This is a genomic window from Escherichia sp. WS338 (genome assembly GCF_046486405.1).
GTDB lineage: Bacteria > Pseudomonadota > Gammaproteobacteria > Enterobacterales > Enterobacteriaceae > Escherichia > Escherichia coli.
The window spans coordinates 150,742-164,878 of record NZ_JBJQLL010000004.1 but is presented as its reverse complement, the minus strand read 5'-3'; the positions used below and the strand labels follow the sequence as shown (position 1 = coordinate 164,878).

General features: G+C 52.3%; 16 protein-coding genes. 10 read left to right on the top strand and 6 right to left on the bottom strand.

All coding sequences use genetic code 11. The features are described from left to right. Positions 1-40: 40 nt before the first annotated feature. Positions 41-742 carry a DnaA inactivator Hda gene (locus ACJHWT_RS04970; protein WP_001307333.1) on the top strand — a complete coding sequence of 234 codons (702 nt, stop codon included), beginning with the start codon at positions 41-43 and terminating at the stop codon, positions 740-742. A gap of 105 nt (positions 743-847) precedes the next feature. On the opposite strand, the gene arsC is transcribed toward ACJHWT_RS04970, so the two are convergent. Together arsC and bepA are read right to left on the bottom strand one after the other, a co-directional pair. After that, on the bottom strand, positions 848-1,207 hold the full coding sequence (gene arsC, locus ACJHWT_RS04965; protein ID WP_000166449.1) for an arsenate reductase (glutaredoxin): 360 nt from the start codon (positions 1,205-1,207) through the stop codon (positions 848-850). A gap of 20 nt (positions 1,208-1,227) precedes the next feature. Beyond that, positions 1,228-2,691, bottom strand: coding sequence for a beta-barrel assembly-enhancing protease (gene bepA / locus ACJHWT_RS04960; RefSeq protein ID WP_000489684.1), 1,464 nt, complete (start codon positions 2,689-2,691; stop codon positions 1,228-1,230). A gap of 212 nt (positions 2,692-2,903) precedes the next feature. On the opposite strand from bepA, the gene ACJHWT_RS04955 reads away from it, so the two are divergent. Beyond that, complete coding sequence (locus tag ACJHWT_RS04955; protein WP_000892043.1) at positions 2,904-3,965, top strand: AI-2E family transporter; 1,062 nt, start codon at positions 2,904-2,906, stop codon at positions 3,963-3,965. 98 nt (positions 3,966-4,063) lie between these two features. Here the strand turns inward: ACJHWT_RS04955 and bcp are convergent, their stop codons facing one another. Then, the gene (gene bcp, locus ACJHWT_RS04950) at positions 4,064-4,534 is read right to left on the bottom strand and encodes a thioredoxin-dependent thiol peroxidase (protein WP_001068682.1); all 471 of its coding nucleotides are present in this window, start codon (positions 4,532-4,534) and stop codon (positions 4,064-4,066) included. Further along, positions 4,534-5,106 (bottom strand): glycine cleavage system transcriptional repressor, encoded by a 573-nt coding sequence (locus ACJHWT_RS04945; RefSeq protein ID WP_000176187.1) that lies wholly within the window; start codon positions 5,104-5,106, stop codon positions 4,534-4,536. The genes bcp and ACJHWT_RS04945 overlap by 1 nt, the downstream gene beginning before the upstream one ends. A 145-nt stretch (positions 5,107-5,251) precedes the next feature. Here ACJHWT_RS04945 and dapA point away from each other — a divergent pair, with 145 nt between their 5' ends. The 8 genes from dapA (at position 5,252) to ypfH (ending at position 12,701) form a co-directional block, all read left to right on the top strand. Next, a complete protein-coding gene (dapA, locus tag ACJHWT_RS04940) occupies positions 5,252-6,130 on the top strand; it encodes a 4-hydroxy-tetrahydrodipicolinate synthase (RefSeq protein WP_001295469.1) in 879 nt (292 codons plus the stop codon). A 16-nt stretch (positions 6,131-6,146) separates the two neighbouring features. Beyond that, positions 6,147-7,181 (top strand): outer membrane protein assembly factor BamC, encoded by a 1,035-nt coding sequence (bamC, locus tag ACJHWT_RS04935; protein ID WP_001297320.1) that lies wholly within the window; start codon positions 6,147-6,149, stop codon positions 7,179-7,181. 212 nt (positions 7,182-7,393) lie between these two features. After that, positions 7,394-8,107, top strand: a complete 714-nt coding sequence (gene purC, locus ACJHWT_RS04930) for a phosphoribosylaminoimidazolesuccinocarboxamide synthase (RefSeq protein ID WP_001295467.1) — start codon at positions 7,394-7,396, stop codon at positions 8,105-8,107. Positions 8,108-8,263: 156 nt separating this feature from the next. Next, positions 8,264-8,491, top strand: coding sequence for a toxin-antitoxin system antitoxin VapB (vapB, locus tag ACJHWT_RS04925; RefSeq protein WP_000450524.1), 228 nt, complete (start codon positions 8,264-8,266; stop codon positions 8,489-8,491). Then, complete coding sequence (locus tag ACJHWT_RS04920; RefSeq protein ID WP_000911329.1) at positions 8,491-8,889, top strand: type II toxin-antitoxin system tRNA(fMet)-specific endonuclease VapC; 399 nt, start codon at positions 8,491-8,493, stop codon at positions 8,887-8,889. Before vapB ends, ACJHWT_RS04920 begins: the two co-directional genes overlap by 1 nt. A gap of 146 nt (positions 8,890-9,035) precedes the next feature. After that, the gene (locus ACJHWT_RS04915; protein ID WP_001267498.1) at positions 9,036-9,899 is read left to right on the top strand and encodes a neutral zinc metallopeptidase; all 864 of its coding nucleotides are present in this window, start codon (positions 9,036-9,038) and stop codon (positions 9,897-9,899) included. 14 nt (positions 9,900-9,913) lie between these two features. Then, on the top strand, positions 9,914-11,929 hold the full coding sequence (gene tmcA, locus ACJHWT_RS04910) for a tRNA cytosine(34) acetyltransferase TmcA (protein WP_000829310.1): 2,016 nt from the start codon (positions 9,914-9,916) through the stop codon (positions 11,927-11,929). A 73-nt stretch (positions 11,930-12,002) separates the two neighbouring features. After that, positions 12,003-12,701 (top strand): esterase, encoded by a 699-nt coding sequence (gene ypfH / locus ACJHWT_RS04905; protein ID WP_000679819.1) that lies wholly within the window; start codon positions 12,003-12,005, stop codon positions 12,699-12,701. 80 nt (positions 12,702-12,781) lie between these two features. Here the strand turns inward: ypfH and ACJHWT_RS04900 are convergent, their stop codons facing one another. Together ACJHWT_RS04900 and dapE are read right to left on the bottom strand one after the other, a co-directional pair. Next, a complete protein-coding gene (locus ACJHWT_RS04900) occupies positions 12,782-12,982 on the bottom strand; it encodes a YpfN family protein (RefSeq protein ID WP_000383836.1) in 201 nt (66 codons plus the stop codon). 27 nt (positions 12,983-13,009) lie between these two features. Further along, on the bottom strand, positions 13,010-14,137 hold the full coding sequence (dapE, locus tag ACJHWT_RS04895) for a succinyl-diaminopimelate desuccinylase (RefSeq protein ID WP_001277812.1): 1,128 nt from the start codon (positions 14,135-14,137) through the stop codon (positions 13,010-13,012).

Here is a 14,137-nt window from a genome sequence, read left to right as displayed (position 1 = left end):
AAACTTCTCGCGATTTTGTGAAATCCTGGTTGAGGTATCTCTGAACACACCGGCACAGCTCTCTTTGCCACTTTATCTTCCTGACGACGAAACCTTTGCAAGTTTCTGGCCGGGGGATAACTCCTCTTTACTGGCCGCGCTGCAAAACGTGCTGCGTCAGGAACATAGCGGTTACATCTATCTCTGGGCACGCGAAGGCGCGGGGCGCAGCCATCTGCTGCACGCGGCTTGCGCGGAATTGTCGCAGCGTGGCGATGCGGTGGGCTATGTCCCGCTGGATAAACGCACCTGGTTTGTTCCGGAAGTGCTCGACGGTATGGAGCATTTGTCGCTGGTCTGTATCGACAACATTGAGTGTATTGCAGGCGATGAGTTGTGGGAGATGGCGATTTTCGATCTCTACAATCGAATTCTGGAATCGGGCAAAACACGGTTGTTAATCACCGGCGATCGTCCACCGCGGCAGTTGAATCTTGGATTACCGGATCTCGCGTCGCGTCTCGACTGGGGGCAGATCTACAAATTGCAGCCACTTTCTGATGAAGATAAGTTGCAGGCGCTACAGTTACGCGCGCGTTTGCGTGGTTTTGAACTGCCGGAAGATGTGGGGCGTTTCTTGCTGAAGCGGCTCGACAGAGAGATGCGCACGTTATTTATGACGTTGGATCAGTTGGATCGTGCGTCGATTACCGCGCAACGTAAGCTGACCATTCCGTTTGTGAAAGAAATTCTGAAACTGTAGACAAGACGTTTATTGTCGGATATGCACCCATAGTATTCGTCGGCCGGATAAGACGCGGCAAGCGTCGCATCCGGCAATGTGCTTCAACTAGCGATGGAGCACTTCTTAACCCACGATTTCCAGTACCTGCTCCGGTGGACGACCAATCCGCGCTTTGCCATTCGCGACCACAATCGGGCGCTCCATTAGCTTCGGATTATCCACCATTGCCTGAATCAGCGCCTCTTCGCTAAGCGAACTGTCAGCCAGGTTCAGTTCTTTATAAAGATCCTCTTTCTGGCGCATCAATTCACGGGCGCTATTCATCCCCAGCATTTTCAGCAAATCACGCAGCGTTGCCGCATCGGCGGGTGTCTCAAGGTAGAGCACCACTTCTGGCTCCACGCCGTTTTCTTTCAGCAGGTTCAGCGTTTCCCGGCTCTTTGAACAGCGTGGGTTATGGTAGATTTTTACCTGTTTGGTCATTGTTCTTCCTTTAATGCGAATTACATCTTGGTATAAGGCTTAAAGCGTTCCTGCAGCTGGCGCAACTGGTCGATGCGCGCATCGTAACGCGCTTGTTGCAGGCTGCCTAATTTCACCTGCGAACTGGCGCTACTCAACAGCGAAATGGCCTGATCGAGTCGTCCGGCGAGCGCATAACCTTCTGCTCGCGCAGCCAGCTCCTGATCGCGGTTATTTAGCGCGGCTTCCGCCTGTGCCAGCAAATCCCAGCCGTTGCTGTCATCTTTATTATTAAAGGTGTAGCGATTCAGAATATTGGCCGCTTCTTGTGGTTGACCGCCTTGCAGATAAGCGTTCGCCAGGTTGAGCTGCAACACCGGATTGGTGCGTAAATCGCGGGCATTTTTCAGACGATTGATCGCCTCATTGGCTTTGTTTTGCCCAAGATCGATATCAGTAGCCAGATCGAGATACCATGCGTTGCCAGGTTCTGCCGCCAGTAACGGTTGCAGCGTTTTACGCGCCTCGTCGTATTTATTGGCTTCCATCGCCTGTAGAGCACGACCATATTGCGCCGCTCGTTGCTGACGAACGTTTCCTTTCGCCCATTCATCCAGCAAATCACTGGTGAGCTGGTTACGTCCGGAATTATACATCCCCAGTGTGCGCACTTTCGCCAGATAGAAATCTTCTGACGATTGCACCACTATCGGGCGCATCTGATTAGCACGGTTGCGGGCATCTGCCAGACGACTTTCCGGCAACGGGTGAGTCAATAAAATTTCCGGCGGACGCGAGGAGTAACGCGCCTGATCGAGTAATTTTTCGAGGAAGGTCGGCATCGCCTGCGGATCGAATCCCGAGCGTTGCAGCACCTGAATACCAATGCGGTCCGCTTCCTGTTCATTTTGCTGGGTGAAACTGATCATCCCCTGGCGCGTTCCCGCCAGTGTACTGGTCAGCGCCGCCATCCCCGCCTGCGGACTGGCCATCGCAAGTAAAATAGAACCTAACGCGCCGACCCAGGTCAGCGGCGCGCTGCGCTGCTGATCTTCCATCGCTCGCGCCAGGTGACGTTGGGTGACGTGGGAGATTTCGTGCGCCATAACTGAAGCCAGTTGACTTTCGTTATCGGAATAACGGAACAGGGCAGAGTGCAGCACCACGTTGCCGCCAAAGAAAGCAAAGGCGTTAATTTCATCGTTGTTGATCAGAAAGAAATGAAACGGTGTCTTAACCGAATTGGCATGCGAAACCAGACGCATTCCTAGCGAATTAATGTATTGCGTTAACAGCGGATCATTAATTAACGGCGCGCTGCCGCGTAGCTGGCGGACATAATAGTCGCCCATCTGCATTTCCTGACCAATGGAAAGTGTGCTTCCTGCGGAGGTTCCCATATCCGGCAAGGTGTCTGCGCTGTCGGCAAACGCCGGGGCTACCTGACCAATGGTCATAGCAGCAATGAGGGTTGCAACCAGGTTTTTTTTCAACTGCCTGAACATAACCTCTATCCTGTATTTCTGGAGATAGTCATTTGACCGATACTGTGAAATATCGTTCCCACCGCGCCGCCTTTGAGTGTAACGGCGAAGATTAGCCCACTCAAATGACTTTTCAGTTTCCTGAATCCGTCATAAAAAGCGAAGTCTTTTTTGTGGCATTTCGATACAATTGCGGATCGCAATCCCGCTCTTGAGGTTCAGGGAAGGTCTGTATGCTCGAAATGTTGATGCAATGGTATCGCCGCCGTTTTAGCGACCCGGAAGCGATTGCCTTGCTGGTTATTTTGGTTGCTGGTTTTGGCATTATCTTTTTCTTTAGCGGCCTACTCGCGCCGTTGCTGGTGGCTATTGTGCTGGCCTATTTGCTGGAATGGCCGACTGTCCGCCTGCAGTCTATTGGCTGCTCCCGCCGCTGGGCGACGTCGATTGTATTGGTGGTTTTCGTCGGTATATTGCTACTGATGGCGTTCGTGGTACTGCCTATCGCCTGGCAGCAGGGCATCTACTTAATCCGCGATATGCCGGGGATGCTCAATAAGCTTTCTGACTTTGCCGCCACGTTGCCGCGCCGCTATCCGGCGTTAATGGATGCTGGCATTATTGATGCAATGGCCGAAAATATGCGCAGTCGGATGCTGACCATGGGCGATTCGGTGGTGAAAATTTCCCTCGCCTCGCTGGTCGGTTTGCTGACCATTGCCGTCTATCTGGTGCTGGTACCATTGATGGTCTTCTTCCTGCTGAAAGACAAAGAGCAGATGCTGAACGCCGTTCGCCGGGTGCTGCCGCGTAACCGTGGACTGGCAGGACAGGTGTGGAAGGAGATGAATCAACAAATCACCAACTATATCCGCGGCAAAGTGCTGGAGATGATCGTGGTGGGGATTGCCACCTGGCTGGGATTCTTACTCTTCGGGCTGAACTATTCGCTGCTGCTGGCGGTGCTGGTCGGCTTCTCGGTACTTATTCCGTACATTGGTGCATTTGTGGTGACCATTCCGGTGGTTGGCGTGGCGCTATTCCAGTTTGGTGCTGGCACGGAATTCTGGAGCTGCTTCGCGGTGTATCTGATCATTCAGGCGCTGGACGGCAACCTGTTAGTACCTGTGTTGTTCTCCGAAGCGGTTAACCTGCATCCGCTGGTCATTATTTTATCAGTAGTGATCTTCGGTGGTTTGTGGGGATTCTGGGGCGTATTCTTCGCCATTCCATTGGCGACGCTGATCAAAGCCGTGATTCACGCCTGGCCCGATGGGCAAATCGCGCAAGACTGACCTTCAGCGAAAAAATTTGAAACGAGTGTTGCAGGGCAGTGAGAAGATGTGAGATGTGCTGGCCGCAAGCGCAGCCAGCACGGAATGGAGCAAAGTAATCAGGCGTGTTCTTTCAGCCAGTTCAGCACAACGTCGTGGTGATTGCTGGTTTTGAAATCGTCAAAGACATGTTCGATTTTGCCATCAGCGTCAATCAGGAAGCTGATGCGATGAATACCATCGTAGGTTTTGCCCATGAAGGACTTTTCACCCCAGACGCCGAATTGTTCGCACACCTGGTGGTCCTCATCAGACAGGAGCGTAAAGTTAAGCAGCTCTTTTTCCGCAAAACGGGAGAGTTTTTCGGGTTTATCGGTGCTGATACCCAGCACATCAACGCCCGCTTTTTTCAACTCATCCATGTTATCGCGTAAGCCGCAGGCCTGTACGGTACAGCCGGGGGTCATGGCTTTCGGGTAGAAATAAACCAGAACACGCTGTCCCTGGAAGTCGGTCAAATTAACTTGTTCTCCGTCTTGATCCGGCAAGCTAAATTTCGGTGCGATATCACCGGCTTTCAGTGGATTCATTACTTAACTCCATCCTGTTCATCATGTTGGGAATAATTGACGACGTTAATACTGCCTTGTGCATTGAGTTCTGTACATAGGGCTTTGAACGCTTGCTCAATATTTGCTGCGTCCGCAGATGCGGGGCTGTGGGCAGTTATCTGAATATGCAACTGCGCAGCCCGTTCATTTTCAGCAGGTTGCGTGCGCGACACCAGCTCCGCAATGTTCATATGATGCGCGTCGAAAAGTGCTGTGAAGCGTTCAATTAAATGCGGGGAGTCTGCCACATCGACCTGAACCCAGACAGATGCTGGCATTGGCGGACGCGGACGCGCCGTCGTGCGCTTCATCACGATTAAAAGATCCAGCTCGGCACCTTTCAACGGTAACGTTGATTCAATCAGAGTAATGGCATTCCATGAACCGGAAAGCAGCATGATAAACGTGAACTCTTCTCCCAGCATCGCCAGGCGACTGTCTTCAATATTACAGCCGCAACTACTGACATGACGGGTGATGGTGTTCACTATTCCAGGGCGATCGGCACCCAACGCAGTGATCACCAGATAATGTTGCGATGACAGTGTCAAACTGGTTATTCCTTCAAGGGGTGAGTTGTTCTTAAGGAAAGCATAAAAAAAACATGCATACAACAATCAGAACGGTTCTGTCTGCTTGCTTTTAATGCCATACCAAACGTACCATTGAGACACTTGTTTGCACAGAGGATGGCCCATGTTCACGGGAAGTATTGTCGCGATTGTTACTCCGATGGATGAAAAAGGTAATGTCTGTCGGGCTAGCTTGAAAAAACTGATTGATTATCATGTCGCCAGCGGTACTTCGGCGATCGTTTCTGTTGGCACCACTGGCGAGTCCGCTACCTTAAATCATGACGAACATGCTGATGTGGTGATGATGACGCTGGAGCTGGCTGACGGGCGCATTCCGGTGATTGCCGGGACCGGTGCTAACGCTACTGCGGAAGCCATTAGCCTGACGCAGCGCTTCAATGACAGCGGTATCGTCGGCTGCCTGACGGTAACCCCTTACTACAATCGTCCGTCGCAAGAAGGTTTGTATCAGCATTTCAAAGCCATCGCTGAACATACTGACCTGCCGCAAATTCTGTATAATGTGCCGTCCCGTACTGGCTGCGATCTGCTCCCGGAAACGGTGGGCCGTCTGGCGAAAGTAAAAAATATTATCGGAATCAAAGAGGCAACAGGGAACTTAACGCGTGTAAACCAGATCAAAGAGCTGGTTTCAGATGATTTTGTTCTGCTGAGCGGCGATGATGCGAGCGCGCTGGACTTCATGCAATTAGGCGGTCATGGGGTTATTTCCGTTACGGCTAACGTCGCAGCGCGTGATATGGCCCAGATGTGCAAACTGGCAGCAGAAGGGCATTTTGCCGAGGCACGCGTTATTAATCAGCGTCTGATGCCATTACACAACAAACTATTTGTCGAACCCAATCCAATCCCGGTGAAATGGGCATGTAAGGAACTGGGTCTTGTGGCGACCGATACGCTGCGCCTGCCAATGACACCAATCACCGACAGTGGTCGTGAGACGGTCAGAGCGGCGCTTAAGCATGCCGGTTTGCTGTAAAGTTTAGGGAGATTTGATGGCTTACTCTGTTCAAAAGTCGCGCCTGGCAAAGGTTGCGGGTGTTTCGCTTGTTTTATTACTCGCTGCCTGTAGTTCTGACTCACGCTATAAGCGTCAGGTCAGTGGTGATGAAGCCTACCTGGAAGCGGCACCGCTTGCGGAGCTTCATGCCCCGGCTGGAATGATTTTGCCGGTGACCTCCGGCGATTATGCAATCCCGGTGACCAACGGTAGTGGTGCTGTCGGTAAGGCGCTGGACATTCGTCCACCAGCCCAGCCGTTGGCACTGGTTTCTGGCGCGCGTACCCAGTTCACGGGCGATACCGCTTCATTGCTGGTGGAAAATGGTCGTGGCAATACTCTGTGGCCGCAGGTGGTTAGCGTGCTGCAGGCGAAAAACTACACCATCACCCAACGTGATGATGCTGGTCAGACACTGACCACCGATTGGGTACAATGGAACCGTCTGGACGAAGACGAGCAGTATCGTGGTCGTTATCAAATCTCTGTTAAGCCGCAGGGTTATCAGCAGGCGGTTACGGTTAAACTGCTGAACCTGGAACAGGCGGGCAAACCGGTTGCAGACGCGGCTTCCATGCAGCGTTACAGCACGGAGATGATGAACGTTATTTCCGCCGGTCTGGATAAATCTGCCACTGACGCCGCGAACGCTGCGCAAAACCGTGCCTCCACCACTATGGACGTACAAAGTGCAGCTGATGACACCGGTTTACCAATGCTGGTCGTACGCGGGCCGTTCAATGTGGTTTGGCAACGTCTGCCAGCGGCGCTGGAAAAAGTGGGCATGAAAGTGACCGACAGCACCCGTTCGCAGGGCAACATGGCCGTAACTTATAAGCCGCTGTCTGACAGCGACTGGCAGGAACTGGGCGCGAGCGATCCAGGCCTGGCATCCGGTGACTATAAACTGCAGGTTGGCGATTTAGATAACCGCAGCAGCCTACAGTTCATCGATCCGAAAGGTCATACTCTGACTCAGAGTCAGAACGACGCGCTGGTAGCTGTCTTCCAGGCTGCGTTTAGCAAGTAAAAATACAGGGCTGGAGTCATCCGGCCCTTTTTTCTGATATGATACGCAAACGTGTGCGTCGACAGAAAAACGCGATTTTAGCGGTAATTCGCACGAAATTTGTTTGTCGGACGTAGGTCGGATAAGGCGTTCACGCCGCATCCGACAAAACATCCGGCACACCAGACAGCAAAAGATTTTAAAACGTTAATTCACACCCAGGAGTGATAAAGATGCAAAAGCAAGCTGAGTTGTATCGTGGTAAAGCGAAAACCGTATACAGCACGGAAAACCCGGACCTGTTGGTGCTCGAATTCCGCAATGATACGTCAGCAGGGGATGGCGCGCGCATTGAGCAGTTTGATCGCAAAGGTATGGTGAACAACAAGTTCAACTACTTCATTATGAGCAAACTGGCTGAAGCGGGTATCCCGACTCAAATGGAGCGTCTGCTCTCCGATACCGAATGTCTGGTGAAAAAGCTGGATATGGTGCCGGTTGAGTGTGTCGTGCGTAACCGTGCTGCTGGCTCTCTGGTGAAACGTCTTGGAATCGAAGAAGGTATTGAGCTGAACCCGCCGCTGTTCGATCTGTTCCTGAAAAACGACGCCATGCACGATCCGATGGTCAACGAATCTTACTGCGAAACCTTTGGCTGGGTAAGTAAAGAGAACCTGGCGCGTATGAAAGAGCTGACCTACAAAGCGAACGACGTGCTGAAAAAACTGTTCGATGATGCTGGTCTGATTCTGGTCGACTTCAAGCTGGAGTTTGGTCTGTACAAAGGTGAAGTGGTACTGGGCGATGAGTTCTCCCCGGACGGCAGCCGCCTGTGGGACAAAGAAACGCTGGAGAAAATGGACAAAGACCGTTTCCGCCAGAGCCTCGGTGGCCTGATCGAGGCCTATGAAGCCGTCGCCCGCCGCCTGGGTGTACAGCTGGACTGATTTTTCTGGTTGCTTGTTTATTTAGCCGGAGGGTACTCCGGCTAAATGTCTTCGATACCCCCGCTACAATACTTCGCATTATCTCCCTTTGACAGGAAAGTAATAACAGGCCAATATGTATATACATGACGTATATCCCAAAAAAAAGGGGGGGCTATGGAAACTACTGTATTTTTAAGTAATCGCAGTCAGGCCGTCAGATTACCGAAAGCGGTCGCTCTGCCAGAGGACGTTAAGAAAGTAGAAATTATTGCGATTGGTCGTACAAGAATCATCACTCCCGCCGGTGAGTCCTGGGACAGTTGGTTTGATGGCGAAAATGTGAGTGCGGATTTTATGGATATCCGTGATCAACCCGCAATGCAGGAAAGGGAATCATTCTGATGCTGAAATTCATGCTGGATACCAACATCTGTATTTTCACTATTAAGAATAAACCAGTACATGTCAGAGAGCGGTTTAACCTGAATTCTGGCCGGATGTGTATAAGTTCTGTAACATTGATGGAGCTTATCTATGGGGCAGAAAAAAGTCAGATGCCAGAACGCAATTTGGCGGTGATTGAAGGTTTCGTATCTCGTTTGGAAGTGCTTGATTATGATAGTGCTGCTGCGACGCATACTGGGCAAATCAGGGCCGAGCTTGCCCGGCAGGGAAGGCCTGTTGGACCTTTTGACCAGATGATAGCGGGACATGCTCGCAGTCGCGGTTTGATTGTGGTAACCAACAATACCCGAGAGTTTGAGCGAGTGGCGGGAATCAGACTAGAAGACTGGAGCTAACATTCTCTTTTACTTCTAACATTCGTAAATTATATAACGTGGCATGAAGCCTTAATTCCTCCGCCATTTCATCCCGCTTTCCTGTGGTAATCTTCCTCTGAACCACCTACGATCATTTCTATAATGAATATATTGTTGAGGTATCTATGCGTTGGCAAGGGCGACGTGAAAGTGACAATGTTGAAGACAGGCGCAACAGCTCTGGTGGTCCGTCTATGGGCGGTCCCGGTTTTCGCCTGCCAAGCGGTAAAGGCGGGCTGATTTTACTGATAGTCGTGCTGGTTGCAGGCTACTATGGCGTTGATTTAACCGGGTTGATGACCGGACAGCCGGTTTCCCAACAGCAATCAACGCGGTCAATTAGCCCTAATGAAGACGAAGCCGCAAAATTCACCTCGGTGATTCTGGCAACCACGGAAGACACCTGGGGACAGCAATTCGAGAAGATGGGTAAAACCTATCAGCAACCGAAGCTGGTCATGTACCGTGGAATGACGCGTACCGGCTGCGGGGCGGGACAGTCCATTATGGGGCCATTCTATTGCCCGGCGGATGGCACGGTTTATATCGATCTCTCTTTCTATGATGACATGAAAGACAAACTTGGCGCGGATGGCGATTTTGCCCAGGGGTACGTTATCGCCCATGAAGTCGGTCATCATGTGCAGAAACTGTTAGGCATCGAGCCGAAAGTTCGTCAACTGCAACAAAACGCGACGCAGGCGGAAGTGAACCGCTTATCTGTGCGTATGGAACTCCAGGCCGACTGTTTTGCCGGTGTCTGGGGGCATAGTATGCAGCAGCAAGGCGTTCTGGAAACCGGCGATCTGGAAGAGGCGCTGAATGCGGCGCAGGCCATCGGCGATGACCGTTTACAACAGCAAAGTCAGGGGCGAGTAGTACCAGACAGTTTCACTCATGGTACTTCTCAGCAACGCTACAGCTGGTTTAAACGTGGTTTCGACAGCGGCGATCCGGCACAATGCAATACTTTTGGTAAAAGCATTTAACTTCCGGGGCAGGGATGGCTGAACTGACTGCGCTTCACACATTAACAGCGCAAATGAAACGTGAAGGGATCCGCCGCTTGCTGGTGTTGAGCGGGGAAGAGGGTTGGTGTTTTGATCATGCGCTTAAGTTGCGTGATGCCTTACCTGGCGACTGGCTGTGGATTTCGCCGCAGCCAGATGCTGAAAACCACTGTTTTCCCTCGGCGCTACAAACTTTACTTGGGCGCGAGTTCCGGCATGCGGTATTCGACGCCCGTCACGGCTTTGATGCTGCTTCCTTTGCCGCACTTAGCGGAACGTTGAAAGCGGGAAGCTGGCTGGTGTTGTTACTCCCTATATGGGATGAGTGGGAAAACCAACCTGATGCCGACTCGCTGCGCTGGAGTGATTGCCCTGACCCTATTGCGACGCCGCATTTTGTCCAGCATTTCAAACGCGTACTTACGGCGAATAACGACGCTATCCTCTGGCGGCAAAACCAGCCGTTCTCGTTGGCGCATTTTACTCCCCGTACTGACTGGCACCCCGCTACCGGCGCACCACAACCAGAACAACAGCAACTCTTACAGCAGCTACTGACCATGCCGCCGGGCGTGGCAGCGGTAACTGCTGCGCGTGGGCGCGGTAAGTCGGCCTTGGCAGGGCAACTCATTTCTCGTATTGCGGGCAGTGCGATTGTCACCGCGCCCGCAAAAGCGGCAACGGATGTACTGGCACAATTTGCGGGCGAGAAGTTTCGCTTTATTGCACCGGATGCCTTGTTAGCCAGCGATGAGCAAGCCGATTGGCTGGTGGTCGATGAAGCCGCAGCTATACCTGCGCCGTTGTTGTATCAACTGGTATCGCGTTTTCCTCGAACGTTGTTAACTACTACGGTGCAGGGCTACGAAGGCACCGGACGTGGTTTTTTGCTGAAATTTTGCGCTCGCTTTCCGCATTTACACCGTTTTGAACTACAACAGCCGATCCGTTGGGCGCAGGGATGCCCGCTGGAAAAAATGGTTAGTGAGGCACTGGTTTTTGACGATGAAAACTTCACCCATACACCACAAGGCAATATCGTTATTTCCGCATTTGAACAGACGTTATGGCGAAGCGAGCCAGAAACGCCGTTAAAGGTTTATCAGTTATTGTCTGGTGCGCACTACCGGACTTCGCCGCTGGATTTACGCCGGATGATGGATGCACCAGGGCAACATTTTTTACAGGCGGCTGGCGAAAACGAGATTGCCGGGGCGCTGTGGCTGGTGGATGAGGGCGGATTATCTCAAGAACTCAGTCAGGCGGTATGGGCAGGTTTTCGTCGCCCGCGGGGTAATCTGGTGGCCCAGTCGCTGGCGGCGCACGGCAGCAATCCACTGGCGGCGACATTGCGCGGAAGGCGGGTCAGCCGAATAGCAGTTCATCCGGCTCGTCAGCGGGAAGGCACAGGTCAGCAACTGATTGCTGGTGCTTTGCAATATACGCAGGACCTCGACTATCTTTCGGTGAGTTTTGGTTACACCGGGGAATTATGGCGTTTCTGGCAACGCTGCGGTTTTGTGCTGGTGCGAATGGGTAATCATCGTGAAGCCAGCAGCGGTTGCTATACGGCGATGGCACTGTTACCGATGAGTGATGCGGGTAAACAGCTGGCTGAACGTGAGCATTACCGTTTACGTCGCGATGCGCAAGCTCTCGCGCAGTGGAATGGCGAAATGCTTCCTGTTGATCCACTAAACGATGCCGTCCTTTCTGACGACGACTGGCTTGAACTGGCCGGTTTTGCTTTCACTCATCGTCCGCTATTAACATCGTTAGGTTGCTTATTGCGTCTGCTACAAACCAGCGAACTGGCATTACCGGCGCTGCGTGGGCGTTTACAGAAAAACGCCAGCGACGCGCAGTTATGTACCACACTTAAACTTTCAGGCCGTAAGCTGTTACTGGTTCGCCAGCGGGAAGAGGCAGCGCAGGCGCTATTCGCACTTGATGATGTTCGCACTGAGCGTCTGCGCGATCGCATAACGCAATGGCAATTTTTTCACTGACTCCTTCAATTTTCTCCCATGGTCATTGTGAGTCAGCGGCGTAAAATTAATGACATCAGTTAAGGAGTTCGCCATGAAACATGACCATTTTGTTGTTCAAAGCCCGGATAAACCAGCACAACAGTTGTTACTGCTTTTCCACGGTGTCGGGGATAACCCGGTGGCAATGGGGGAAATAGGCAGCTGGTTTGCGCCGCTGTTTCCTGATGCGCTGGTGGTGAGTGTCGGTGGCGCGGAGCCGAGCGGTAATCCGGCGGGGCGTCAGTGGTTTTCGGTGCAGGGTATTACGGAAGATAATCGCCAGGCGCGTGTGGATGCCATCATGCCGACGTTTATTGAGACGGTGCGCTACTGGCAGAAACAAAGCGGAGTAGGGGCTAATGCCACGGCGCTAATCGGTTTCTCACAAGGCGCGATTATGGCGCTGGAGAGCATTAAAGCCGAACCGGGCCTTGCTTCGCGCGTCATTGCCTTCAACGGACGCTACGCGAGCCTGCCGGAAACCGCGTCTACAGCCACGACAATTCACTTGATTCATGGCGGTGAAGATCCGGTTATCGATCTGGCGCATGCGGTTGCGGCGCAGGAAGCGTTAATCAGTGCCGGTGGCGATGTGACGCTGGATATCGTGGAGGATTTAGGCCATGCGATCGACAATCGCAGTATGCAATTAGCCCTGGATCACTTGCGTTATACCATTCCGAAACATTATTTCGACGAAGCGCTAAGCGGCGGTAAGCCTGGCGATGATGATGTGATTGAAATGATGTAATAATAGCCGGGTAGGTCTGATAAGACTGTATCAGGCATCATGGCCGGATGCGGCGTTAACGCCTTATCCGGCCACTTAGCTTACTTCTTCGGTTGATCCTTTTTCGGCCAGTCGTCGTCATCGTCCCACTTATCGTTGAAATCACGATGCGGGGGAAGCTCCGGCTTGTTGGCGAGAAATTTCTTATGGTCGACGCGCTTGAGATCTTTAATCACGTTCAGCAGGACGCCTACCAAAAAGACAATCACCAGAATCCACCAATATTTAGCCAGCCAGTCCATGCTTATTTCCTCTTGCAGAACCACTCATCAGGCGACGAGCTGTTCCATGATACGTTGATACATACGGGCAAGTAGCTGCAGGTCGGCAGCGTTCACACATTCATTAATTTTATGAATCGTGGCATTGACCGGCCCGAGTTCCACCACCTGCGCCCCCATGCGGGCAATAAAGCGCCCGTCGGACGTTCCGCCTGTGGTCAGTAGCTGCGGTTTAATTTCATTATAGTGCTCAACCGCGTTAACGACCGCATCCACCAGTTTACCGCGCGCGGTCAAAAATGGCTGCCCGGAAAGCCACCAATCCACCGTATAGCGCAGTTGATGTTTTTCAAGCAGGGCAAGTACCTGCGCTTTGATCATCTCATCCGTCAGTTCGGTGCTGAAGCGGAAGTTAAACTGCACAAACAGTTCACCCGGAATAACGTTGTTACTGCCCGTTCCCGCCTGAATATTGGCAATCTGCATACTGGTCGCCGGGAAGAATTCATTGCCCTGATCCCACTCAATAGCCACTAATTCATTAAGGAAAGGTGCTGCGCGATGTACCGGATTGTCAGCCAGATGTGGGTAGGCAACATGCCCCTGCACGCCATGAATAGTAAGGTTACAGGTTAACGATCCGCGACGACCATTTTTCACCACATCACCAACCACTTCGATACTCGACGGTTCGCCGACCAGGCAGTAATCGAGACGCTCATTACGCGCCATTAACGCTTCGACGACTTTTACCGTACCGTTGTGGGCACTGGCTTCTTCATCAGAGGTGATCAGAAATGCCAGTCGTCCCGTATGGTTGGGATGTTGTGCGACAAAGCGTTCTGACGCTACCACCATCGCCGCCAGCGAGCCTTTCATATCTGCCGCACCGCGCCCGAATAACATGCCATCACGAATGGTGGGTTCAAACGGCGGATTGATCCAACGGTCGGCGTCGCCAGGCGGCACCACGTCGGTATGCCCGGCAAAGGCTAACGTTTCACCCTGCCCACGCCATGCCCAAAAATTCTGCGTGTCGGCAAAGTCCATGCGTTCAACGGTAAAACCGATCGCCTGCAAACGTTCAATCAACAAAGCCTGGCATCCTGCGTCATCAGGACTCAGGGAAGGGCGGCGAATAAGCTGTTGTGTCAGCTCAATAACCGGGCACGACAT